This window comes from Kitasatospora sp. NPDC001664 (assembly GCF_053596675.1).
Genome location: NZ_JBSFGS010000004.1, coordinates 204,447 through 225,968 on the forward strand (window position 1 = coordinate 204,447; position 21,522 = coordinate 225,968).

Genomic DNA, 21,522 nt, shown 5'->3' on the forward strand with positions numbered 1-21,522 from the left:
ACGGAGGGACCCACCGATGACCACCACCAAGCCGGCCGTCGTCCTGGTCGGATACGGCATGGTCGGCCACCGCTTCCTGGAAGCCCTGGCCGACACCGGCGCCGCCGACCGCTTCCGGGTGGTCGTGCTCGCCGAGGAGCCCCGCCCCGCCTACGACCGGGTCGCCCTGACCTCGTACTTCGCCGGGAAGACCCCGGAGGACCTGCTGCTCGGCGAGCCCGGCTTCGTCGACGCCCACGGCTTCGAGGTCCACCTGGACTCCCCCGTCACCGCGGTCGACCGCGCCGGACGGACCGTCACCACCGCCGCCGGGCACACCGTCGCCTACGACACCCTGGTGCTGGCCACCGGCTCCTACCCCTTCGTCCCGCCGGTCGAGGGCAAGGACGCCGACGGCTGCTTCGTCTACCGCACCATCGAGGACCTGCACGCCATCGAGGCCTACGCGGCCGGCTCCAGGGTCGGTGCGGTGGTCGGCGGCGGGCTGCTCGGCCTGGAGGCGGCCGGGGCGCTCAAGGGCCTGGGCCTGGAGACCCACGTGGTCGAGTTCGCCCCGCGCCTGATGCCCGTCCAGGTGGACGAGGGCGGCGGCGAGGCACTGCGCCGCACCATCGAGGAGATGGGCGTGGTGGTGCACACCGGCGTCGGCACCAGCGCCATCCTGGCCACCGACGGCGCCGCCAGCGGCATGACCTTCACCGACGGCTCGTCCATCGCCACCGACCTGGTGGTCTTCTCGGCCGGCATCCGCCCCCGCGACCAGCTGGCGCGGGACTGCGGCCTCGACGTCGGCGAGCGCGGCGGCATCGCGGTGGACGCCCTCTGCCGCACCTCCGACGAGCACGTCTACGCGATCGGCGAGTGCGCCCTCGCGGTGGACGGCCGGGTCTACGGCCTGGTCGCCCCCGGCTACGAGATGGCCGCCAGCGTGGCGCACCAGCTGGCCGGGCAGGCCGCCAAGGAGTTCACCGGCGCCGACCTCTCCACCAAGCTCAAGCTGCTCGGGGTGGACGTGGCCAGCTTCGGCGACGCCTTCGGCACCACCCCCGGCGCACTGGACGTGGTCTACTCCGACTCCCGCTCCGGCATCTACAAGAAGCTGGTGGTCACCCCCGAGGGCGCCCTGCTCGGCGGCATCCTGGTCGGCGACGCCGAGGCGTACTCCTCGCTCCGCCCGCTGGCCGGCACCGGCAACCCGCTGCCCGTCCCGGCCGAGTCGCTGGTCCTCCCGGCCGGCCTCGGCGCCCCGGTCTCGCTCGGCAGTTCGGCACTGCCGGACGACGCGGTGGTCTGCAGCTGCCACAACGTCACCAAGGGCACCGTCCGGGGCGCGGTGACGGACCACCAGTGCACCACCGTCCCCGAGGTGAAGAAGTGCACCAAGGCGGGCACCGGCTGCGGGTCCTGCATCAAGCTGCTCGGCACCATCGTCAACGAGGAGCTGGAGGCCTCGGGCGTGGTGGTCGACAAGGGCCTGTGCCCCTGCTTCGCCCACACCCGCGCCGAGCTGTACGAGATCGTCCGGGTCAAGCGCATCCCGACCCACCGTCAGCTGCTCGCCGAGCACGGCCGCCTGACGGACGCCGAGGGCTGTGAGGTCTGCAAGCCCACGGTGGCCTCGATCATCGCCACCCTGGCCCCCGAGCTGGCCGCCTCCGGCTACGTGCTGGACGGCGAGCAGGCGGCCCTCCAGGACACCAACGACCACTTCCTGGCCAACCTCCAGAAGAACGGCTCCTACTCGATCGTCCCGCGCATCCCCGGCGGCGAGATCACCCCCGAGAAGCTGATCGTGATCGGCGAGGTGGCCCGGGACTTCGGGCTCTACACCAAGATCACCGGAGGCCAGCGGATCGACATGTTCGGCGCCCGGGTGGACCAGCTGCCGGAGATCTGGCACCGGCTGGTGGCGGCCGGCTTCGAGTCCGGCCACGCGTACGGGAAGTCCCTGCGCACCGTGAAGTCCTGCGTGGGCTCCACCTGGTGCCGCTACGGCGTGCAGGACTCGGTGGGCATGGCGATCCAGCTGGAGCTGCGCTACCGGGGGCTCCGCTCCCCGCACAAGTTCAAGTCCGGCGTCTCCGGCTGCGCCCGCGAGTGCGCCGAGGCCCAGGCCAAGGACTTCGGCGTGATCGCCACCGCCAACGGCTGGAACCTCTACGTCGGCGGCAACGGCGGCGCGATCCCCCGGCACGCCGACCTGCTGGCCCAGGACCTCGACGACGAGACCCTGATCCGCTACGTCGACCGCTTCCTGATGTTCTACATCCGCACCGCCGACCGGCTGGAGCGCACCTCCACCTGGCTGGACCGGATCGAGGGCGGCCTCGACCACGTCCGCGACGTGGTGGTGCACGACTCGCTCGGCATCGCAGCCGACCTGGAGGCGCTGATGGCCCATCACGTCGCCGACTACCAGGACGAGTGGGCCGCCACCCTGGCCGATCCGGAGCGGCTCTCCCGCTTCGTCTCCTTCGTCAACGCCCCCGGCGTGCCCGACCCGAGCGTCCGGTTCACCGCCGAGCGCGACCAGGTCAAGCCCGACCTGGAGATCCTCGCCACCCCGGAGCAGCTGCTCGCCAAGCTCTCCGCCGACCTGCTGGAGGTCCGATGACCACCGCCCTCGCCACCGCGACCGCCACCGACCTCGCCAGGGTCGAACTGCGCACCTCCGACGGCTGGGTCCCGGTCTGCGACCGCGACCGCCTCGTCCCCGGCCGCGGCGTCGCCGTCCTGCTCCCCGACGGCAGCCAGGCAGCCGTCTTCACGGACCGTCAGGGCCGGGTCTACGCCATCGCCAACCGCGACCCGTTCACCGGCGCCTACGTCCTCTCCCGGGGCCTGCTGGGCTCCACCCCGGACGGCCGGGTGTACGTCGCCTCGCCGCTCCTCAAGCAGCGCTTCGACCTCGCCACCGGCGAGTGCCTGGACGACGAGGCCGTCACCGTCGCCGTCCACCCCGCCCGGGTCGTCTGACCCGCCCTCAGGACCCCGGTGGCCGCAGTCAAAAGCCCTGATCTGCGGCCACCGGCCCCCGCCCGTCCGGACCCGCGCGCGTCCGAGCCCGCGCCTCCTCCGAGCCCGTGCCCCGTCCGACGGAGCGCGGGCTCAGCGCACGGCAGCCAGCACGGCGTCGGCCATGCCCCGCTCGCCCGCCGCGTTCGGGTGCAGCGGGGAGAGCCCGCCGGCCGCGTCCAGCGGCTCGACCCAGCGGGCCGCCGGCCCCGCGCACATGTCGCGGCCCGGCACCAAGGTGGGAACGTAGGCGGCCCCGGCGGCCTCGGTGCGGCGGCGCAGCTCGGCCGCCAGCTCCCGCTGCTTCTCCGTGAGGTACGCCACGTCGGCGGCCGCCACGCCCGGGAGGGCCTGCGCGCAGCCGGCCGGATCGGCCGGGAACAGCTCGGGGTAGCCGACCACCAGCACCCGGGCCTGCGGCGCCCGCCGCTTCAGCTCGGCCAGCGCCGCGCCGACCTTCTCCCCGGCCGCCGCGATCCGCCCGGACACCTCGTCCGCACCGCCCTCGGCGGCGAACTCGGCCCGGCAGCCCCGGCCGCCGAGGGCGGCCATGCCGCAGCGGGTGAGCACCTCCATGAAGCCGGCGTCGTTGGCCCCGATCCCCAGGGTGACCAGCCGGGTGGCGGGCGAGAGCGCGTCGAACTGCGCCGGATTGACCCCGCCCCTCACCTTCTGGGGTGCCGTCAGGTCCGGTGTCCGGGCCGAGCTGCAGCTGACGTCGGCGAACTCGGCCGCCTTCAGCCCCTCCGCCACCAGCGCCGGGTAGTTCACCCCGGAGCGGAAGCACCCGGCCGGGTCACCGCCCTGCGGCGGCACGCCCAGGCCGGAGGTGTACGAGTCCCCCATCGCCACGTACCGCCCCACCGGGGCCGCCGCCGGGGGCGGGGCCGTGCTCCCCTCCGCGGAGGGGGCGCCGCCACCCGCGGCCGTGCAGCCGGCCAGCAGCACCGGCGCGATCAGCAGCCCCGACCACCTGCCCCGCAAGCCCTACTCCCCGCCGCGCTCGTGCTCGGCGAGGAACTCCTCGAACCGGCGGCCGAGTTCGTCCGCCGACGGCAGGTCGGCCGGCTCGGCGAGCAGGCTGTCCCGGCCCTCCGCCCCGGCCACCGCGTCGTACTGGCTCTCCATCCCCCGGATGGCCGCGGCGAGCTCGCCGTCCCCCTGGGAGAGCTGCTCCTCGATGTCGGCGTAGACCTCGCCCACCCTGTCCCGCAGCTCGGTGCCGGGCAGCACCAGGCCGGTGGCGGACTGCACCGCCTCCAGGATCAGCACGGCCGCCGCCGGGTAGGGCGAGCGGGCCACGTAGTGCGGCACGTGCACGGCGAAGCCGAGCACCTCCTGCCCGGACTCGGCCAGCCGGTACTCCACCAGGGCCTGGGCGCTGCCCGGGACCTGGGCCTGGTCGAACCACTTGGGGTACCCGGCGGCCAGGTCCAGCCTGTTCCCGTGCGGGGTGAGGCCGACCGGGCGGGTGTGCGGCACGCCCATCGGGATGCCGTGGAAGTCGACCGCCAGGCGCACCTCGAAGCGGGCCGCCAACTCCCGGACGGCGGCCGCGAAGAGCTCCCACTCGGTGTCCGGCTCCGGGCCGGTGAGCAGCAGGAAGGGGGTGCCGACCGAGTCGTGGACCAGCTGGAGCAGCAGCTCCGGCGGGTCGTAGTCGGTCCACTTCTCGCGGTCGAAGGTCATCGCGGGGCGGCGCGCCCGGTAGTCGACCAGGCGGTCGTGGTCGAAGCGGGCCACCACCTGCGGGGAGCCCTGCTCCAGCAGGTGGGTGACCACCTGGCCGCCGGCCTCGCCGGCGTCCATGAAGCCCTCGAAGTGGTACAGCAGCACCAGCCCGACGCCGTCCGGGCCGGCGGCGGCACCGGCGGCGGCCAGCGCGTCCACGCCCTGCTGCTCCAGCGTGTACAGCTCCTTGGGATCCCGCACCGCGCACCCAACCCCGATCGTGTCGTCTGCCTACGTCTACTCGCTCAGTCCAGCACACCCGGCGGCCCCGGCATTCCCACTCTGCCGACCCCCCGGCCGCCGTGCGGGGCGAACGCGCCAGAATCATCGCATCCGGGTACGAAAGCGCAGGTGGGGGGCGTGCCGGAGCGCTCGCCGGATGGAGTACGGCGGGCGACCTGACAGCACGCGCCACGGATGACGCGCCGTGAAGTGACGCATTGGCTCCGGGCGGGTATCGTCCTCTCGCTGCCTCGCATCGCCGCGTCGTCGCCACGGTCGTCTGTCACGCCGTCGGTCCGGCCCGGATACGCTGCGGGCAGACACCCCCACTGCACCTTGCCTTCACTTGGCCGCCTGTTTCTCTTCGCGCACTCTCAACCCTCTCGGCCACCTCGCGGACGCACACTGTCCCCTCGCTCATCCCCGCCGGACCGGTCCGTTGATCCGAGTCCGTTCCGGCACCGCGCTGCCCGGATGCGGGCCGTCGCCACCCCTGCACGCACCACCGCCGGCGTTCCCGGCTACGCAGATGTGGCCGACGGGCCCGGAGTTCCGGGGCGAAACGTCCCGCCCGAGTGCCGTACCACGGCGTTCGGGCCCCTCCGACAGCCGAAGGACCGAAGGTTCCGTGCCCGTACCCGTCACCCTCATCGGCCGCACCGTGCGGCTGGAGCCCCTCGCCATGCACCACGCCGAGGCACTCGCCGAAGCCGGCGCTGAGGACCGTACGACCTACGCCTTCACTCCTGTCCCGCACGGCCTCGAAGCCGCCCGGGAGTACATCGCGCGCGCCCTGGCCGACCAGGCGGCCGGCCGCTCGGTGCCGTTCGCCACGGTCGCGGTGGCGGACAACCGGGTGGTGGGCTCGACCCGGTTCCAGGAGCTCGACTACTGGCAGGGTCCGGTCGTCTGGCCGCCCACCCCGGGCGTGCCGGTCGGCGATCCGCTGCACGCCGTGCCGGACGCCGCCGAGATCGGCGCCACCTGGCTCTCCGCCAAGGCCCAGGGCACCGGGATCAACACCGAGGCCAAGCTGCTGATGCTCCGTCACGCCTTCGAGCACTGGGGCGTCCAGCGGATCTCGCTCCGGGCCGACGCCCGGAACCTGCGCTCGCGCGCGGCGATCGAACGCCTCGGCGCCACCTGCGAGGGCGTGCGGCGCGCGCACTCGCGCGGGCTGGACGGCGTGGTCCGCTCGACCGCCTTCTACTCGATCCTGGACGAGGAGTGGCCCGCCGTGCGGGACATCATCGAACTGCGGATCGCCGCCGCCACCTCCCCGAGCGCGCCGGACCGGACGCTCCCGCAGGAGTGCCTCGGCGCCGGCACGACGCTGCTCTCGGCCTGACGGCCCGTCGGCCCGGCCCGCGCGGGGATCAGCCCTTCGCGAGCCGGGCGCGGACGCGTTCGCGGGTCTCGGCGGGGAGCTCCTCGACGTCCACCAGCCGGGGCAGCAGGGCCGGTTCGGTGGTCAGCGCGCGGAAGGTCTCGGCCACGGTCAGGTCGTGCGCCGGGCGGTGCTCCACCGTGACGGCGTCCCCGGCCCGGATCTCGCCGGGCTCCAGCACCCGCAGGTAGGCCCCGGGCAGCGCGCGCTGGGTGAAGCGCTTCACCCAGCGCTGCTCCTCCAGCCAGTCGGCGAAGGTGGAGCACGGCACCCGGGGCACCGTCACCTCCAGCAGCAGCCGCTCGCCGACCCGCCAGCGCTCGCCGATCAGGGCGCCGTCGACGTCCAGTCCACTGGTCGTCAGGTTCTCGCCGAAGGAGCCGTCGGAGAGCTCCCGCCCGAGCTCGGCGGCCCAGGCGTCCAGCGTCTCCCCGGCATAGGCGTAGACGGCCTGGACGGCGCCGCCGTGGTGGGCGGTGTCGAAGATCACGTCCCCGGCCAGGCCGGAGCCGCCCTCACCGGGGGCGGTGACCAGGACGGGGAGGTCGGTGGGGCGCTTGTCGATGCCGGTCCCCGCAGTCTCCGGCTTGGCCGGATTGGGGCGCGGGCGGGCGAGGTTGACGGAGCGTAGATGAGCCATGTGGCGCAGCGTACGACTCCCCCGCGCGCACCCGCACCCAGGTTTCAGAGCGCCCGGAGCAGCCCCGCCAGCTCCCCCGCCGGATCGGCCGGGACCGCCCGGCCCGGGTCCGTCTCCACCACCGCCGCCACCGGCCGGAAGCGGCCGCGCACCGCCCGCACCAGGACCGCGAAGACCTCGTCCCCGTCCCGCCCCAGGTGCAGCACGCCCTCGCGGGTGTAGCGGTACCACGCACCCGGCTCCCGGTCGCGGGTCCTGACGCGCTGCCAGTCCTCGGACGTCCACTCCACCTCGGGGAACGCGACCGGCTCCGGCCGCAGGACCGCCCGCCCGCGCGGGCCCGCCACGCCGCCCGGCTCGGGGAAGGCCCAGTCCGGCAGCGGTTCGGCGGCGGCCAGCCAGGCGTCCGGGATGCCCGCCGCCCCGGTGTGCGCGGCCACCACGCCGCCGACGATCGCGGCGGTGGTGTCGACGTCGCCGCCGGCCGAGACGGTCTCCCAGAGGGCTGACGGGTAGTCACCGAGGTTGCGGGCGGCGGCCCAGAGGGCGAACGGGACGGTGTCCGCCGCGCTCACCAGCCTGCCGTTGCCGAGCAGCTGAGCCGCCGTCCGGTGATCGGCCTCCCCGAGCAGCGTCACGGCCTCGGCGATCCCGCGCCGCACCGCACCGTCCGGGGTGAGCGCCAGCACCGCGCCCAGGAAACCCTCCGGCGTGGTCGGCTCGGTCCTGGCCCGGACGGCGTACGCGGCCGCCACCGCGACGGCCACCGCCCCGGCCACCGCCTGCGGGTGGGTGTGGGTGATCACGGCGGTCGCGGTGGCGGGCCCCACCGCCCGCGCCGGGTCGTCCGCGTACGCGGCGCCCAGCGGCGCGACCCGCATCGCGGCGCCGTTGCCGTAGGAGCCCTGGCCGTCGAAGAGGGCGGCGGCCAGGGCCGGGGCGTCACCGCCCTCGCGGACGAGGCGGAGCAGGCGGTTGGCGGCGGGGCCGTAGCCGCGGTCGAAGTCGTGGTGGTTCGCGAAGGCGTGGGTGAGGTCGAAGACGTCGACCTCACCCCGTTCGGTCAGGGCCGCGTGCACCGAGCAGGCCATCTCGGTGTCGTCCGTCCACGGCCAGGGGCCGGGCGGGAGTTGACGGGCGGTCAGGTGCTCGCGGTTGTCGGGGACGAAGAACTGGGCGCCGAAGGAGTCACCCGTGCTGAGGCCCAGCAGGGCGTCGTAGGAGGGGGTCATTGCCCCCGATTCTGCCGCTCCCCGGGCTCAGCGGTCCAGGAATTCGCGGACGGCGGCCACGAACGGGGCCGGCTCGCCGATCCACGGGAAGTGGCCGACGCCGGGCAGCACGACGTGCTCGCCCTTCGGGAAGGCGGCGGCGATCTCGGCGGCCCGGGCCGGCGTCGGCCCGCCGTCGAACTCGCCCGCCACCACCAGCACCGGCGCCTCCAGCCGCGCCAGGGCGGCCCGGGTGGCGGCCGGCTCGAAGGCCTCCTCCTGGTAGTAGTACTGCGCCGCCTCCGGGTGGACCTGGTCGGCCCGCTCCACGACGTGCTGCTGCTCGGCCGCACCCCACCGGCCGTAGATCAGCGGGGCGAAGCCGTCGAAGTCGAAGACGCCGCGCTTGGTGGCCTCCAGCGCGGCGGCCGCCTTCGGGTACCAGGGCTCGTCCGCCAGCTGCGCGGCCGCCTTGGTGCGGTCCTCCACCGTGAACGGCACGTCGATCGCGGCGGCGGCCGGGGTGACCAGCACCAGCCGGGCGATCCGCTCCGGGTGCGCGGCGGCGTAGAGCACGGCCAGGTCGGAGCCGGCCGAGTGGGCCAGCAGGTCCACCCGCTCCAGCCCGAGCGCGGCCCGGAAGGCCTCGACGTCCTCGACCTGGCGGTCGACCCGGTAGGTCTCCGGGTCGGCCGGAACGGCGGAGTCGCCGGTGCCGCGCAGGTCGAGGCGGTACAGGGTCCGGTGGGCGGCCAGGCCGCCGAGGTCACCGAGGCAGGCGGAGTCGCGCATCGGCCCGCCGGGCAGGCAGAGCAGCGGCTCGCCGGAGCCTTCGCGGTGGTGGGTCAGCAGGGTGCCGTCAGGGGCGGAGAAGGTAGCCATGGGCCGATCCTCCCCGCCCCGGACGGCCGGGGCAAAGCACGGACTGACCGAGTGTCAGACCCGGCACGTGGTGGTGTCGGCCTTCATCGCCTCGAAGTTGGCGACGAAGGCGTCGTGCACCATCGCGTTGCGGACCTTGAGCAGGGTCTCGTCGTTCGCCCGCAGGTTCGGGATCGTGTAGTTGTGGCTGCCGGTGAAGACGATCTTCTGGTTCGGGGCGTCGAGGTAGCGGCCCTCGATCAGCATGTACTTGGAGTGGATGCCGATCGGCCGCACCGCGCCCTTGGCGTCGGTCGCGGTGCCCGCGCACGCCGAGAAGCGGTCCAGGTGACCGTTCTTCAGCACCTCGCGGACGTCGGTGTCCAGGGTCCGCTTGCCCGTCTTGGCGTCCACCTCGTCGGTGGCCAGCACCTCGACCTTGCAGCCCTCCTGCTGCTTCTTCACCAGCGCCCCGGCGACCGCGTCCCGGGTGAAGGCGAACATCGCCACCCGGATCCTGCCCGCGTTGTCGGAGCAGTCCAGGTTGGAGATCAGCGAGATGACGGTGTCGGTGTCCGGGTCGTTGACCGGCTGCCCCGTCCGCTCCTTGCGCGGGAAGAAGTAGGTCTTGTACGGGCCGGTGGTGCTGTCGGCGGTCCGGTAGTAGTGGTCGAGCCCGTCACTGGTGGTGCCGCCGTGGAACTTCAGGTCCTCGAAGTACTCGGCGTAGTTCCTGTGGAGTCCGACGTCCGGGACGGTGACGGCGTTGTTGTAGTAGTTGACCCGCTGCGTGGTGGTCAGGTTGGCCGAGCTCTGGAACACCACGTTCGGCGTGAGGCCGACCCGGGAGAACAGGAAGAACTTGTTGTGGTTGATGGCGTGGCCGGCTCCGGTGCCGTCCAGGTCACGGCTCCCGACGCAGCCCCGGCCCTTCGGGCAGGTCATCACCCAGGAGTCGGCGGTGAAGACGTCCGAGCCGAGACCGGCCTTGACCACGTTCCCCGCAGCGTCCTTGATGCCGTCCCGCAGGTGCTCGAACTCCCCGCCGTCGGCGGTGTTGTCGGACTCCTCGTCGAGGATCAGCTTGACCTTCACACCGCGCGCCTTCGCGTCCAGCAGCGCGTTGCGCACCACGTCGTCGGTGAACAGGAAGACGCTGCCCTTGATCTCCTCCCCGGCCGGGGTGCGCTGGATCAGCGAGACCAGGTGGTCCCGGATGGCGTTCTGCGCGGCGGCGGAGCCGTTCGGGGTGTTGAAGGTGGCGGTGATCCCCACCTCGTCGTTGGCCGGCGGCACGGCGGCGCCGGCCAGGGTGCCCGGTGCTCCGAGCAGCGAGACGCCCAAGGCCAGGGCGGCGGTAGTGGTCATGGTGCGACGCAGTCGCATGTTTCCCCCTCGTTCATGCAAACGATCTTGCAAGGGGGACTTTAACCTGCCGCTCCGGCGGCCTCGGCGGCGGCCGCCAACTGCTGGAGGGCCGTCAGGTGGGCGGCCAGTGCGGCCCGTCCGTCCTTGGTGGCGGCCAGCCAGGTGCGCGGGCGCTTGCCGACGTAGCCCTTCTTGACCCGCACGTAGCCGGCCTCCTCCAGTGCGGAGGCGGTCTTGCTGAGCACCGAGTCGGAGACCTGTGCGTAGTCCCGGACGGCGCCGAACTCGGCCTCCTGGCAGCCGCTCAGGAAGGCCAGCACGGTCAGCCTGGTCGGGTTGTTCAGCTGGGGGTCGAGCCCGGTCACCGGGCGTCCTCCGGACCCGCACCGCGCATCTGACGGGTGACCCGGCGCATGGTGCGCCAGAACACCGCACCGGCGGCCGCACCGGCGACCGCACCCACCAGCAGCATCGGCAGCCCGGCCCACCACCCCAGCCCGCCGAGCCCGAGCTCGACCGCGGCGATGGTCAGCGCAGTGAGCACGGCCACCTTCGCGGCGGCCGGCGAGGGCCGGTTGACCACTCCCTGGAGACGGGTGACGGCCCCGGCCATCCCGCCGACCACCGGGCCGACCATGGCGCAGCCGACGATCATCAGCCACTCCAGGTCGAACTGCATCGCGGCGCCGACCACCAGCCCCTGCACCAGGAAGACCGAGCCGATCGCCGGCCCGTACCAGTCGGGCGGCGGCACCGGCCGGGCGGCCGCGGCGGTGGCGCGGCCGGCGAGTTCGAGCGCTTCGGCGGGCGTGAGCGAGTTGTCCATGGTGTTCCCCCTACGGATCGGCAACTGCTTCCATGGTGGCATCTACTTTCCTGATTGGAAAGTACTTTCGCTCAGCAGCGGGAGTCGATCTCGGAGAAGGTGTCGTAGTGGTCCGGCGTCCAGTACTGCTGCCCCGCCGAACCGGTGACGATCCGTCGGGCCCCACGGGTCGGCGCACCCGGGGTGACCACGGTGTACTCGTGGTAGTAGTCGCCCTTCTCCCTGGGCAGCCGCCCCTCCCGGTTCTCGAACACGATGCCGTCGCTCCGGTACGGGTACGGCCCGCCCCTGGCGATCAGCCCGAGGGTGTCGCGGGCCTGCTGCGGCAGCGCGGAGCGGCAGACGTCCGGGTACGCGGCGCTGGTCGGCACCCAACCGGTCGGACTCGCGGCGGCCGGGGCGCTCGCGGTCGGCGGAGGACTCGGGCGGGGGGCGGGGCTGCTCGGGCGCGCGGACCCGCTCGCGGCGGACGGACTGCTCGCGGCCTCCGGCTTGCTACCGCCGCCGCAGGCGGTGAGGGCGAGCAGCAGGGCGACGGCCAGCAGGTGGTGACGGTGCTTCATGGCCCCAGCTTGCCGGGGCACCCCACCCGGCACGCCGCAAAACGCCGCTGGGCCCGGTACGGACGCCATTGTCCGCACCGGGCCCAGCTGTTACACACGGCGGCTCTCCTGCGCCGAGCTCCGCCGTGCGCCCCTCCATAACTTGGTCGGAGTGGAGGGGTTGCGGTCAGCGATGGGACCGCGCTGCTTCGTGTCAGCGCGAATCGCTGCCCGCCGTCTCGAGGGCGGCGCGGCCTGCCTCCAGGCGCGCCACCGGGATCCGGAAGGGGCTGCAGGACACGTAGTCCAGGCCCACCTCGTGGAAGAAGTGCACCGACTCCGGGTCGCCGCCGTGCTCGCCGCAGACGCCGAGCTTGAGGTCGGGGCGGGTGGCCCGGCCGGCCTCGACGGCGCTCTTGACCAGCGAGCCGACGCCGTCGCGGTCGATGGTCTCGAACGGGCTGACGCCGAAGATGCCCTTCTCCAGGTACGCGGTGAAGAACGAGGCCTCCACGTCGTCCCGGGAGAAGCCCCAGACGGTCTGGGTCAGGTCGTTGGTGCCGAAGGAGAAGAACTCCGCGGCCTCGGCGATCTGACCGGCCGTCAGGGCGGCACGGGGCAGCTCGATCATGGTGCCCAGCTTGATGTCCAGCGCCACGCCGGTGGAGGAGGAGACCTCGGCGAGCACCCGCTCGCACTCGTCGCGAACCAGCTCCAGCTCCTGGACGGTGCCCACCAGCGGGATCATCACCTCGGGGCGCGGGTCCCCGCCGGCCAGCTTGCGCTCGGCGGCGGCCTCGGCGATCGCCCGGACCTGCATGCCGAACAGGCCGGGGATGACCAGGCCGAGGCGGACGCCGCGCAGACCCAGCATCGGGTTCTGCTCGTGCAGCTTGTGCACGGCCTGGAGCAGGCGCAGGTCGTTCTCGTTCGGGTCCTTGCGGGCCTCGGCGAGGGCGACGCGCACCGAGAGCTCGGTGATGTTCGGGAGGAACTCGTGCAGCGGCGGGTCCAGCAGACGGACCGTCACCGGGAGCCCGTCCATCGACTGGAAGAGCTCCAGGAAGTCGCCCTTCTGCAGCGGCAGCAGGGTGGAGAGCGCCTGCTCGCGGTCCTTGTCGTTGTCCGCCAGGATCAGGTGCTCGACCTCCTTGCGGCGCTCCTCGCCGAGGAACATGTGCTCGGTGCGGCACAGGCCGATGCCCTGGGCGCCGTAGCGGCGGGCGCGGTTCGCGTCCTCGGCGTTGTCGGCGTTGGCGCGCACGGCCAGCCGGCGGCGGACGTCGGCGTGCGACATCAGGCGGTGCACGGCCTGGACCAGACCGCCCTGGACGTCGGCGCCGGCGTGCAGGGTGCCCTCGAAGTACTCCACCACCGGGGAGGGGAGCACCGGGACCTCACCGAGGTAGACCCGGCCGTTGGCGCCGTCGATCGAGACCAGGTCGCCCTCCTCGATCACCAGACCGTCGGAGGTGACCATCCGGCGGCTCTTGGTGTCGACCTCGAGCTCCTCGGCGCCGCAGACGCAGGTCTTGCCCATGCCGCGGGCCACCACGGCCGCGTGCGAGGTCTTGCCGCCGCGCGAGGTGAGGATGCCCTCGGCCGCGATCATGCCCTCGAGGTCGTCCGGGTTGGTCTCCCGGCGGACCAGGATGACCTTCTCGCCGGAGCGGGACCACTTGACGGCGGTGTAGGAGTCGAAGACCACCTTGCCGACCGCGGCGCCGGGCGAGGCGGCGATGCCCCAGGCGACCTGCTTGGACTCGGCGTTGGGGGCGAAGCGCGGGAACATCAGCTGGGAGAGCTGGGCGCCGTTCACCCGGTGCAGCGCCTCGTCCAGGTCGATCAGGCCCTGGTCGACCAGCTGGACGGCGATCCGGAAGGCGGCGGCGGCGGTGCGCTTGCCGACCCGGGTCTGGAGCATCCAGAGCTTGCCGCGCTCGATGGTGAACTCGATGTCGCAGAGGTCGCGGTAGTGGTTCTCGAGCTTCTGCATGATCGCCATGAGCTCGTCGTACGACTTCTTGTCGAGCCCCTCCAGGTCGGAGAGCGGGAGGGTGTTGCGGATGCCCGCCACCACGTCCTCGCCCTGCGCGTTGGAGAGGTAGTCGCCGTAGACGCCGACCGCACCGGTGGAGGGGTCGCGGGTGAAGGCGACGCCGGTGCCGGAGTCCTCGCCGAGGTTGCCGAAGACCATCGAGCAGACGTTGACCGCGGTGCCCAGGTCGTTCGGGATGCGCTCCTGCCGGCGGTACAGGCGGGCGCGGTCGCCGTTCCAGGAGTGGAAGACGGCGTGGATCGCCAGGTCCATCTGCTCGCGCGGGTCCTGCGGGAAGGCGCGGCCGGTCTCCCGGAGCACGATGCCCTTGAAGGTCTCGACCAGGGCCTTGAGGTCCTCGGCGGTGAGGTCCAGGTCGTTCTGGGTGCCCTTGGCCTCCTTGACCTCGTCCAGGGCCTCCTCGAACAGCTCGCCCTCGACGCCCAGCACGGTCTTGCCGAACATCTGGACCAGGCGGCGGTAGGAGTCCCAGGCGAAGCGCTCGTTGCCGGACTGCGCGGCCAGGCCGAGTACGGAGACGTCGGAGAGGCCGATGTTCAGGACCGTGTCCATCATGCCGGGCATGGAGAACTTGGCACCGGAGCGGACCGAGACCAGGAGGGGGTGGTCGGCGGCGCCCAGCTTCTTGCCCATCTCGGCCTCGAGGGCCTCCAGGTGGGCGCTGATCTCCTCGTGCAGCGAGGTGGGCTCGCTGCCGGTCTCCAGGAAGACCTTGCAGGCCTCGGTGGTGATGGTGAAGCCGGGAGGTACGGGGAGGCCCAGGTTGGTCATCTCGGCGAGGTTTGCACCCTTGCCCCCGAGAAGGTCCTTGAGGTCCCGGTTTCCTTCGGTGAAGGAGTAAACGAACTTCTGCTGCGACGGCACGGGTCGGTCTCCTCGCACACGGTTGCCCTGACGCCGGAGAACATACCCATTTCGAAGGCGGTTTCGCGCCGTCGATAGGCCCTCTGATCCTGCCGAAGCCTGACGACCCGACAGATCGAATGCCCGGTCGGGCGTTCACCTCTGTTGCTGAAATCGTCCGGCTGACGCTAGCTTGCGTTCAAGTATTGAAGGCAACGAAACGCGAAGATCACCTGAACCGGACGGAGCGTAGCGGCGGATCGCCCACGATGTTGCCCCGGTTTGATTTCCTGTGGCCAGTCGGGCGGTTCCGGCGCCCGGGCCCTTCGGGAAGCGATCCACCCCCTCGGAGCCGGTCCGGCGGCCTGACTGACCGTCAGTGGCCACCGTATGTGGCCAGCGTCACGAGCGCATCTCAGCCAACGGGCGTACTCCGATCGGATACTCCGTCACCTTGCGTCCACCACTCCGTGCGCACCGTCACGGGAATCGGCCGCAAAGGAGCCCTCTTGGCCAGGATGTCCAAGAGGGCTCGGCCGGGTCGGCCTGTGCACCAGGGTGGCCAATTTGGCCACCCTGTAGTGCTCAGCCGCCCGAGGTGTCCGATTCGGCGTCCGCAGACGGCAGGGCGCAGTCGTACGGATCGTCCAACCAGCCCTCGGGCAGCACCACGCGGTTGTTGCCGCTGGTCCGTCCGCGCGGCCCGTCCGCACTCTCCGGCCAGAGCTGGCTCTGCTCCACCTGGGCGAGGGTCTCGGTGAGTTCGGCCAGTGAACTCGACATCGCGAGCTTCACCCGCAGCTCCGAACCGACCGAGAAGCCCTTGGTGTACCAGGCGACGTGCTTGCGGAAGTCGACCACGCCGCGCGCCTCGTCGCCCATCCACTCGCCCAGCAGCTCCGCGTGCCGGACCATCGCCCTCGCCACGTCGGCGAAGGCCGGACGGGCCCGGTCCACCTCGCCCTCGAAGATCGAGACCAGCTCCTTGAACAGCCACGGCCGGCCCAGGCAGCCGCGGCCGACCACCACGCCGTCGCAGCCGGTCTCGCGCATCATCCGCACGGCGTCCTCGGCCGACCAGATGTCGCCGTTCCCCAGCACCGGGACCTCGTCCGGGACGGACTCGCGCAGCCGGGCGATCGCCGACCAGTCGGCGGTGCCGCCGTAGTGCTGCGCGGCCGTGCGGCCGTGCAGCGCGATCGCCGCGACGCCCTCCTCCGCACCGATCCGGCCGGCGTCCAGGAAGGTGAGGTGGTCGTCGTCGATGCCCTTGCGCATCTTCATGGTGACCGGCAGGTCGCCCGCGTTGGCCACCGCCTGCTTGAGGATCTCGCGCAGCAGGTTCCGCTTGTACGGCAGCGCCGAGCCGCCGCCCTTGCGGGTCACCTTGGGCACCGGGCAGCCGAAGTTGAGGTCGATGTGGTCGGCCAGGCCCTCGGCCGAGATCATCTTGGCCGCCCGGCCCACCGTCTCCGGGTCCACCCCGTAGAGCTGGATCGAGCGCGGCTTCTCGCTCGGGTCGAAGTGGATCAGCTGCATGGTCTTGGCGTTCCGCTCGACCAGCGCCCGGGTGGTGATCATCTCGCTGACGTACAGGCCCTTGCCGCCGCTCTGCTCCCGGCACAGGGTGCGGAACGGGGCGTTGGTGATCCCCGCCATCGGCGCCAGCACCACGGGCGGCCAGACCTGCATCGGCCCGATGTCCAGGGGCTTGAACTCGGGAGCGGGAGTGGTGGTCATGGCGCGACGTTTCCTCGGGGCTCGGCGGACGGGACTTCCCATTGTCCCCCACTCGGCGCAGCCCCCGGCCGGACGGACGGGATCGCGTCCCTACCCCGCCGCCATCCGCCCCAGCTTCGCGGCCGTCTCCTCGTCCAGCGGGGTGTAGGTGACCATCCGGGTGCTCGGGCGCGGGCCCAGCCAGAGGCTGGTGTAGGTGAAGGAGAGCAGACCGTCCTCGGGGAGCAGGAAGCGCTTCTCCCCGTTGCCCGGCGCAGAGACCTCATGCCGCTGCCAGAGCTCCTCGAACTCCGGCGAAGCCGTGCGCAGCCGGTGCAGCAGCGCCTTCCAGGCCGGCTCGGCGGTGTGGTCGGCCATCGCCGCGCGGAACCGGGCGACCATCGAGCGGGCGTCGGTGCGGCGGTCCACCAGCCGCGAGCCGAACACGCTGTCGGTGAAGGCCAGCCACATCAGGTTCCGCTCCTCGAAGGGCAGCGCCTCCAGGTCACCCGCCAGCCAGGTGTACGCGCGGTTGTACGCCAGCACGTCGTAGCGGCTGTTCACCACGGCCGCCGGGTACGGGTCCACCCGGTCCAGCAGCAACTGCACGGCCGGCGTCACCATGTGGCAGACCGGCTGCGCCACCGGGTCCTCACCACCGGCCAGCGCGAACAGGTGGGCCCGCTCGCTGCGGTCCAGCATCAGCGCCCGGGCCACCGCGTCCAGCACCTGCCCGGAGACCTGGATGTCCCGCCCCTGCTCCAACCACGTGTACCAGGTGACCCCCACCGCGGAGAGCTGGGCGACCTCCTCCCGGCGCAGGCCCGGCGTGCGGCGGCGGCCGACGGCCGGGAGGCCGACCTGCTCGGGGGCGATCCGCTCCCGGCGGCTGCGCAGGAAGGCGGCCAGCTCGGTGCGGGCGGTTGCGGTGGTCGTGGTCATGGGTACCAGGATGGCGGCTCGGCGCTCCTGTTGCCAGGTAGTACCGGTACCAGGATAAGGAGCATCTGGTACCAGGTTGCGGCACCCGGCAACCTGATGGACGTGACCCAGCAACTGACCCACCCTCAGCAGCTCACCGCCGCCCGGCCCACCGGCCGCACCGGCCTCTCCACCGCCGGGCTGGCCACCGTCCTGCTCGGCGCCTTCCTCCCGATGCTCGACTTCTTCATCGTCAACGTCGCGCTCCCCACCATCGAGCACGACCTCTCGGCCGGCCCGGCCGTGCTGGAACTCATCGCCGCCGGGTACGGCATCGCCTTCGCCGTCCTGCTGGTGCTCGGCGGGCGGCTCGGCGACGCGCTCGGCCGGCGGCGGCTGTTCGTCGGCGGCTCGCTCGGCTTCGCGCTGGCCTCGCTGCTGTGCGGCATCGCCCCGTCGGCCTGGGCGCTGGTGGCGGGCCGGGTGCTCCAGGGCGCGGCGGCAGCCGTGCTGCTCCCCCAGGTGCTGGCCACCATCACCGCCGCCACCGACGGCGCCCGGCGGGCCAAGGCGCTCTCCGTCTACGGCGCGGTCGGCGGGATCTCGGTGGTGATCGGCCAGGTGCTCGGCGGCTTCCTGGTCTCGGCCGACGTGCTGGGCACCGGCTGGCGCTCGGTCTTCCTGCTGAACGTCCCGTTCGCCGTGGCCACCGCCTTCCTGGCGCTCCGTCACGTCCCGGAGAACCGCGCCGAGCGGGCCTCCCGGATCGACCTGCCCGGCACCGTCCTCCTCTCCCTCTCGCTGCTCGCCCTCTTCGTCCCGCTGATGGAGGGCCGCGCGCTCGGCTGGCCGCTCTGGTCCTGGCTGGCCCTCGCGGCCTTCCCCTTCCTGCTGCTGGCCTTCCTGCTCACCGAGCACCGGCTGGAGGCGCGGGGCGGCGATCCGCTGCTCCCGCTCTCCCTGCTGCGGATCCCCGAGATGCGGCGCGGGCTCGGCATCGCGCTCCCCTACTTCACCGGCTTCGGCGGCTTCATGTTCGTGGTCGCCGTCCTGCTCCAGCAATCCCTCCACCTCGACCCGGTGGCGGCGGGCTGGGCCCTGGTCCCGATGGCGGTCGGCTACTTCACCGCCTCGCTCGCCTCGCCCCGCCTGATCGGCCGGTACGGCTCCCGGGTCATCACCACCGGCGCCGCCCTCCAGGCCCTGGGCCTGAGCACCCTCCTCCTGACCGCCCTCACCCTCGGCCTCTCCCCCCTGCGCATGCTCCCCGGCGTCGCCCTCGCCGGCATCGGCCAGGGCCTGATCGGCACCCCCCTCTTCCGCGTCGTCCTCACCAAGGTCCCCGCCGCCCGGGCCGGCACCGGCAGCGGCGTCCTCGCCACCGCCCAGCAGTCCAGCCTCGCCCTCGGCGTCGCCACCCTCGGCACCCTCTACCTCTCCCTCGCCCCCACCCTCGGCGCCCTCCCCGCCCTCGCCGTCGTCCTGGCGATCCAGACCGCCGGCTCCGCCGCCATCCTGCTGCTCAGCCTGGGCCTCCCCCGCTCGATCGGGTGATCGTGCCGCACGGGCCTCGCGAACGACGCACGCAGCGTCCTACCGTGAGTCGTATGACAGCCAGAGTTCCGATCCGTCAGCTGCAGCAGCACGCCAGTGAACTGATGGACAGGGTCGCGGCCGGTGAGCGGATCGAGATCACCCGGAACGGACGGCTGATCGCGGTGCTCTCCCCACCCGATCCGGAGCAGCGGGTCCTGGAGGACCTGGTCCGTGACGGGACCGTCGATCCGGAGAACGCGGCCACCGCCACCGGCCTGGCCCACTGGGAACCCCCGGTGGCGCCGGAGGGTCTGGCCTCCCCCGGCTCCGCACTCGCCGCGATGCGGGAGGAGGAAAAGGAGAGGTGATCTATCTCGACTCGTGCGCACTGCTCAAACTGATCGTGCCGGAGGCCGAGTCCCCCGCCCTGCGGACCTTCCTGTCCGCCCGGGGCGCCGAGGGCCACGCCACCAGCACCCTGGCCCAGGTCGAGGTGCCGAGGGCGCTCCGGCGGGTGGATGCTCCCCCGTACCTCTTCGACGCGGCGGAGGACGCGCTCGACCGCCTGCTCCGGATCCGGCTCTCCGACCCCGTCCTCCGCGCGGCCCGCCTGCTCCCGGGGCAGCACCTGCGAAGCCTGGACGCGATCCACCTGGCCAGCGCCGAGCACCTGGAGCACGCGCTCACCGCCTTCGTCACCTACGACAAGCGCCTGGCCGCCGCTGCGGCCGACCGCGGACTTCCCGTGGTGAGTCCGGGCTGATGCCGGCAAAACCGCTGGTCGGGCGTGCCGGGTCGGTGCGAGGATCTGGTGCATGACGACGCCTCAGCTGCCCATCGACACCCGTGACCGCGAGGAGCTGGCCGCGTTGGTGGCCGCCGGTGCGCGGCCGAAGTACCTGTTCTTCTGGGGGCACCGGCCGGAGCGGGACGGGCGGATCGGGGCCGGGGCGCTGAGCCAGTGGTGGCCGGGGGCGTTCGAGGTGGACGGGGTCCGGTACGGGTCGGCGGAGCACTGGATGATGGCGGGGAAGGCGCGGCTGTTCGGGGACGAGGAGATGCTCGCCCGGGTGCTGGCGGCCAACTCGGCGGCGGAGGCGAAGAAGTTCGGCCGGATGGTCCGCGGCTTCGACGGCGACCGCTGGGACGCCGAGTGCTTCGAGCTCGTGGTCCGGGGCAACGTCGCCAAGTTCGGCCAGGACGAGGCCCTGCGCGGCTACCTCCTCGGCACCTCCGGCCGCGTCCTGGTCGAGGCCAGCCCGCTCGACCGGATCTGGGGCATCGGACTCCCCGCCGACGACGACCGCGCCACCCGCCCCGCCGACTGGCGCGGCCTCAACCTCCTCGGCTTCGCCCTGATGGAGGCCCGCGCCCGCCTCGCGGCCGGCTAGGGGGCGAGGATCAGCGCGACGGCCGCGTCCAGGGCGGCGATCTCCGCCGCGGAGAGCGTCGGGTTGGCCGCCCGGCGGGCCTTCGCGGCGTCCAGCAGCATGCCGTCGGTGCCGCCCAGCCCCCGGACCAGTGCGGTCAGGACGGCGCGGGCGACCGGGGCGACGGCGGGCATGGTGAGGGCGGCCTGAGCCAGGATCAGGGCGGACATCGCGGTGTCCAGGCCGGGCGGGCCCTCGGCCGCGGTGTCCCAGTCGATCACCACCGGGCCGTCGGGGGTGAGGAAGACGTTGTCGGGGTGCAGGTCGAGGTGGAGGACGCGGCCGGCGCCGGTCCGGGACGGGACGGCGTGCAGCCGCCGCAGCAGGTCGGCGAGGACCGTGCCGGCCTCCTCCGGACCGACCGTGCCCGCCCCGAGGGCCTGCAGCATGGTCGGCCCGTCCAGCCGCTGGAGCACCAGCTCCGTCGCGTCCGGGCCCGGCCACACCCGGGGCACGGGGTAGCCGTGCCCCGCCAGGTACGTCATCAGGGCGGCCCCGCCGCCGGCGTCCGCGCCGTCGCGGTAGCGCCGCAGCACCCGCCCCTCGTCCAGGGCGAACACGTCCGCCGTCCGCCCGCTGCCGATGAGTTCCCCCGTGATCATGCGGAAGAAGCTACCCGACGGAGCCTCAGGCCGGGTGTCTCTCCCGGAAGGAGGCGGCCTTGGCGCGGTTGCCGCAGCGGGTCATGTCGCACCAGCGCCGCGCCCCCTTGCGGGAGAGGTCGACGTAGAGGCGGGTGCAGGTCTCGGCGGCGCACTCCTTGACCGGAGCGGCCAGCGGGAGGGCGAGCAGGCGCTGGGCGGAGCGGGCCAGGGTGGCGAGCAGGGCCTCGGCGGTGCCGGTGCGGTGGAGGGTGCCGTCGGGGCGGAGTTCCTGACGGAGTCCCGGTCCGTCTGCCTGACGGTTGAGCAGCCGGCGGTCGGCGGCGGCGTACGGTGCGGAGGCGGCGGCAGCGCCCGCCAGCCGGAAGATCGTCTCGCGGAGCCGGACGGCGTGGGCGAGGTCCTCGGCGTCGGCGGCCATCGGCTGGTCGACCAACCCGGCCGCGACGGCCCAGGCGCCCAGGTCGGCGGGGGTGACCAGCTGGTCGAGGGCCAGGCCGCGGCGGCGCTGCACGGTGCCGACCAGGTCGAGGGCCGGGTCACCACTGACAAAGACGAACTCCATTTCGCCAGCATAGTGCGCAACCGGCCGCCATAACCGGTATGACT

At 73.0% G+C, this 21,522-nt stretch carries 21 protein-coding genes; 7 read left to right on the top strand and 14 right to left on the bottom strand.

Features of this window, described 5'->3' with window-relative positions; all coding sequences use genetic code 11:
* Positions 1–16: 16 nt before the first annotated feature.
* Positions 17–2,614 carry a nitrite reductase large subunit NirB gene (gene nirB / locus ACWCYY_RS07985; protein WP_449795469.1) on the top strand — a complete coding sequence of 866 codons (2,598 nt, stop codon included), beginning with the start codon at positions 17–19 and terminating at the stop codon, positions 2,612–2,614.
* Positions 2,611–2,976: a nitrite reductase small subunit NirD gene (nirD, locus tag ACWCYY_RS07990; protein WP_449795470.1), complete on the top strand. Its 366-nt coding sequence runs from the start codon at positions 2,611–2,613 to the stop codon at positions 2,974–2,976. The genes nirB and nirD overlap by 4 nt, the downstream gene beginning before the upstream one ends.
* Before the next feature lie 132 nt (positions 2,977–3,108).
* On the opposite strand, the gene ACWCYY_RS07995 is transcribed toward nirD, so the two are convergent.
* Both ACWCYY_RS07995 and ACWCYY_RS08000 read right to left on the bottom strand, forming a co-directional pair.
* Positions 3,109–3,999: an SGNH/GDSL hydrolase family protein gene (locus tag ACWCYY_RS07995; RefSeq protein WP_449795471.1), complete on the bottom strand. Its 891-nt coding sequence runs from the start codon at positions 3,997–3,999 to the stop codon at positions 3,109–3,111.
* A gap of 3 nt (positions 4,000–4,002) precedes the next feature.
* Positions 4,003–4,947 (bottom strand): PAC2 family protein, encoded by a 945-nt coding sequence (locus ACWCYY_RS08000; protein WP_345287707.1) that lies wholly within the window; start codon positions 4,945–4,947, stop codon positions 4,003–4,005.
* 649 nt (positions 4,948–5,596) lie between these two features.
* Between ACWCYY_RS08000 and ACWCYY_RS08005 the strand changes: the two genes are divergently transcribed.
* The gene (locus ACWCYY_RS08005) at positions 5,597–6,316 is read left to right on the top strand and encodes a GNAT family N-acetyltransferase (RefSeq protein ID WP_345287705.1); all 720 of its coding nucleotides are present in this window, start codon (positions 5,597–5,599) and stop codon (positions 6,314–6,316) included.
* 28 nt (positions 6,317–6,344) lie between these two features.
* Here the strand turns inward: ACWCYY_RS08005 and ACWCYY_RS08010 are convergent, their stop codons facing one another.
* The 10 genes from ACWCYY_RS08010 to ACWCYY_RS08055 form a co-directional block, all read right to left on the bottom strand.
* The gene (locus ACWCYY_RS08010; protein WP_345287704.1) at positions 6,345–6,995 is read right to left on the bottom strand and encodes an MOSC domain-containing protein; all 651 of its coding nucleotides are present in this window, start codon (positions 6,993–6,995) and stop codon (positions 6,345–6,347) included.
* Positions 6,996–7,039: 44 nt separating this feature from the next.
* On the bottom strand, positions 7,040–8,227 hold the full coding sequence (locus ACWCYY_RS08015; protein WP_449795472.1) for an ADP-ribosylglycohydrolase family protein: 1,188 nt from the start codon (positions 8,225–8,227) through the stop codon (positions 7,040–7,042).
* 27 nt (positions 8,228–8,254) lie between these two features.
* Positions 8,255–9,088 (bottom strand): alpha/beta fold hydrolase, encoded by an 834-nt coding sequence (locus ACWCYY_RS08020; RefSeq protein WP_449795473.1) that lies wholly within the window; start codon positions 9,086–9,088, stop codon positions 8,255–8,257.
* Between the two features lie 54 nt (positions 9,089–9,142).
* Entirely contained in the window at positions 9,143–10,453 is a 1,311-nt protein-coding gene (locus ACWCYY_RS08025) for a phospholipase D-like domain-containing protein (protein WP_345287698.1), read from the bottom strand.
* 41 nt (positions 10,454–10,494) lie between these two features.
* Positions 10,495–10,800 (bottom strand): transcriptional regulator, encoded by a 306-nt coding sequence (locus ACWCYY_RS08030; protein ID WP_345287696.1) that lies wholly within the window; start codon positions 10,798–10,800, stop codon positions 10,495–10,497.
* Positions 10,797–11,261, bottom strand: coding sequence for a hypothetical protein (locus tag ACWCYY_RS08035; protein ID WP_345287694.1), 465 nt, complete (start codon positions 11,259–11,261; stop codon positions 10,797–10,799). The genes ACWCYY_RS08030 and ACWCYY_RS08035 overlap by 4 nt, the downstream gene beginning before the upstream one ends.
* Positions 11,262–11,332: 71 nt before the next feature.
* Positions 11,333–11,824: a ribonuclease domain-containing protein gene (locus ACWCYY_RS08040; RefSeq protein WP_449795474.1), complete on the bottom strand. Its 492-nt coding sequence runs from the start codon at positions 11,822–11,824 to the stop codon at positions 11,333–11,335.
* Between the two features lie 193 nt (positions 11,825–12,017).
* The gene (gene ppdK / locus ACWCYY_RS08045; protein ID WP_449795475.1) at positions 12,018–14,726 is read right to left on the bottom strand and encodes a pyruvate, phosphate dikinase; all 2,709 of its coding nucleotides are present in this window, start codon (positions 14,724–14,726) and stop codon (positions 12,018–12,020) included.
* Positions 14,727–15,290: 564 nt separating this feature from the next.
* Positions 15,291–16,445 carry a tRNA dihydrouridine synthase DusB gene (gene dusB / locus ACWCYY_RS08050; protein ID WP_345287688.1) on the bottom strand — a complete coding sequence of 385 codons (1,155 nt, stop codon included), beginning with the start codon at positions 16,443–16,445 and terminating at the stop codon, positions 15,291–15,293.
* Between the two features lie 90 nt (positions 16,446–16,535).
* Positions 16,536–17,366: a helix-turn-helix transcriptional regulator gene (locus ACWCYY_RS08055; protein ID WP_449795476.1), complete on the bottom strand. Its 831-nt coding sequence runs from the start codon at positions 17,364–17,366 to the stop codon at positions 16,536–16,538.
* A 96-nt stretch (positions 17,367–17,462) separates the two neighbouring features.
* Between ACWCYY_RS08055 and ACWCYY_RS08060 the strand changes: the two genes are divergently transcribed.
* Genes ACWCYY_RS08060 through ACWCYY_RS08075 form a run of 4 tightly spaced genes read left to right on the top strand, consistent with a single transcriptional unit; the run spans position 17,463 to position 20,272 of the window.
* On the top strand, positions 17,463–18,899 hold the full coding sequence (locus ACWCYY_RS08060; protein ID WP_449795477.1) for an MFS transporter: 1,437 nt from the start codon (positions 17,463–17,465) through the stop codon (positions 18,897–18,899).
* A gap of 53 nt (positions 18,900–18,952) precedes the next feature.
* Positions 18,953–19,249 carry a type II toxin-antitoxin system Phd/YefM family antitoxin gene (locus ACWCYY_RS08065; protein WP_449795478.1) on the top strand — a complete coding sequence of 99 codons (297 nt, stop codon included), beginning with the start codon at positions 18,953–18,955 and terminating at the stop codon, positions 19,247–19,249.
* A complete protein-coding gene (locus ACWCYY_RS08070) occupies positions 19,246–19,644 on the top strand; it encodes a type II toxin-antitoxin system VapC family toxin (protein WP_345287682.1) in 399 nt (132 codons plus the stop codon). The genes ACWCYY_RS08065 and ACWCYY_RS08070 overlap by 4 nt, the downstream gene beginning before the upstream one ends.
* A 52-nt stretch (positions 19,645–19,696) precedes the next feature.
* On the top strand, positions 19,697–20,272 hold the full coding sequence (locus tag ACWCYY_RS08075) for an NADAR family protein (RefSeq protein WP_449795479.1): 576 nt from the start codon (positions 19,697–19,699) through the stop codon (positions 20,270–20,272).
* Here ACWCYY_RS08075 and ACWCYY_RS08080 read toward each other — a convergent pair.
* On the bottom strand, positions 20,269–20,913 hold the full coding sequence (locus ACWCYY_RS08080) for a phosphotransferase (RefSeq protein ID WP_449795480.1): 645 nt from the start codon (positions 20,911–20,913) through the stop codon (positions 20,269–20,271). The genes ACWCYY_RS08075 and ACWCYY_RS08080 overlap by 4 nt on opposite strands.
* Before the next feature lie 25 nt (positions 20,914–20,938).
* Positions 20,939–21,478, bottom strand: coding sequence for a CGNR zinc finger domain-containing protein (locus ACWCYY_RS08085; protein ID WP_345287677.1), 540 nt, complete (start codon positions 21,476–21,478; stop codon positions 20,939–20,941).
* Positions 21,479–21,522 lie beyond the last annotated feature (44 nt).

Coding starts and splice junctions, on each gene's coding strand:
- nirB (WP_449795469.1), top strand. CDS start 17: ATGACCACCACCAAGCCGGCCGTCGTCCTGGTCGGATACGGCATGGTC.
- nirD (WP_449795470.1), top strand. CDS start 2,611: ATGACCACCGCCCTCGCCACCGCGACCGCCACCGACCTCGCCAGGGTC.
- ACWCYY_RS08010 (WP_345287704.1), bottom strand. CDS start 6,995: ATGGCTCATCTACGCTCCGTCAACCTCGCCCGCCCGCGCCCCAATCCG.
- ACWCYY_RS08015 (WP_449795472.1), bottom strand. CDS start 8,227: ATGACCCCCTCCTACGACGCCCTGCTGGGCCTCAGCACGGGTGACTCC.
- ACWCYY_RS08020 (WP_449795473.1), bottom strand. CDS start 9,088: ATGGCTACCTTCTCCGCCCCTGACGGCACCCTGCTGACCCACCACCGC.
- ACWCYY_RS08025 (WP_345287698.1), bottom strand. CDS start 10,453: ATGCGACTGCGTCGCACCATGACCACTACCGCCGCCCTGGCCTTGGGC.
- ACWCYY_RS08035 (WP_345287694.1), bottom strand. CDS start 11,261: ATGGACAACTCGCTCACGCCCGCCGAAGCGCTCGAACTCGCCGGCCGC.
- ACWCYY_RS08040 (WP_449795474.1), bottom strand. CDS start 11,824: ATGAAGCACCGTCACCACCTGCTGGCCGTCGCCCTGCTGCTCGCCCTC.
- dusB (WP_345287688.1), bottom strand. CDS start 16,445: ATGACCACCACTCCCGCTCCCGAGTTCAAGCCCCTGGACATCGGGCCG.
- ACWCYY_RS08055 (WP_449795476.1), bottom strand. CDS start 17,366: ATGACCACGACCACCGCAACCGCCCGCACCGAGCTGGCCGCCTTCCTG.
- ACWCYY_RS08060 (WP_449795477.1), top strand. CDS start 17,463: ATGGACGTGACCCAGCAACTGACCCACCCTCAGCAGCTCACCGCCGCC.
- ACWCYY_RS08065 (WP_449795478.1), top strand. CDS start 18,953: ATGACAGCCAGAGTTCCGATCCGTCAGCTGCAGCAGCACGCCAGTGAA.
- ACWCYY_RS08075 (WP_449795479.1), top strand. CDS start 19,697: ATGACGACGCCTCAGCTGCCCATCGACACCCGTGACCGCGAGGAGCTG.
- ACWCYY_RS08080 (WP_449795480.1), bottom strand. CDS start 20,913: ATGATCACGGGGGAACTCATCGGCAGCGGGCGGACGGCGGACGTGTTC.
- ACWCYY_RS08085 (WP_345287677.1), bottom strand. CDS start 21,478: ATGGAGTTCGTCTTTGTCAGTGGTGACCCGGCCCTCGACCTGGTCGGC.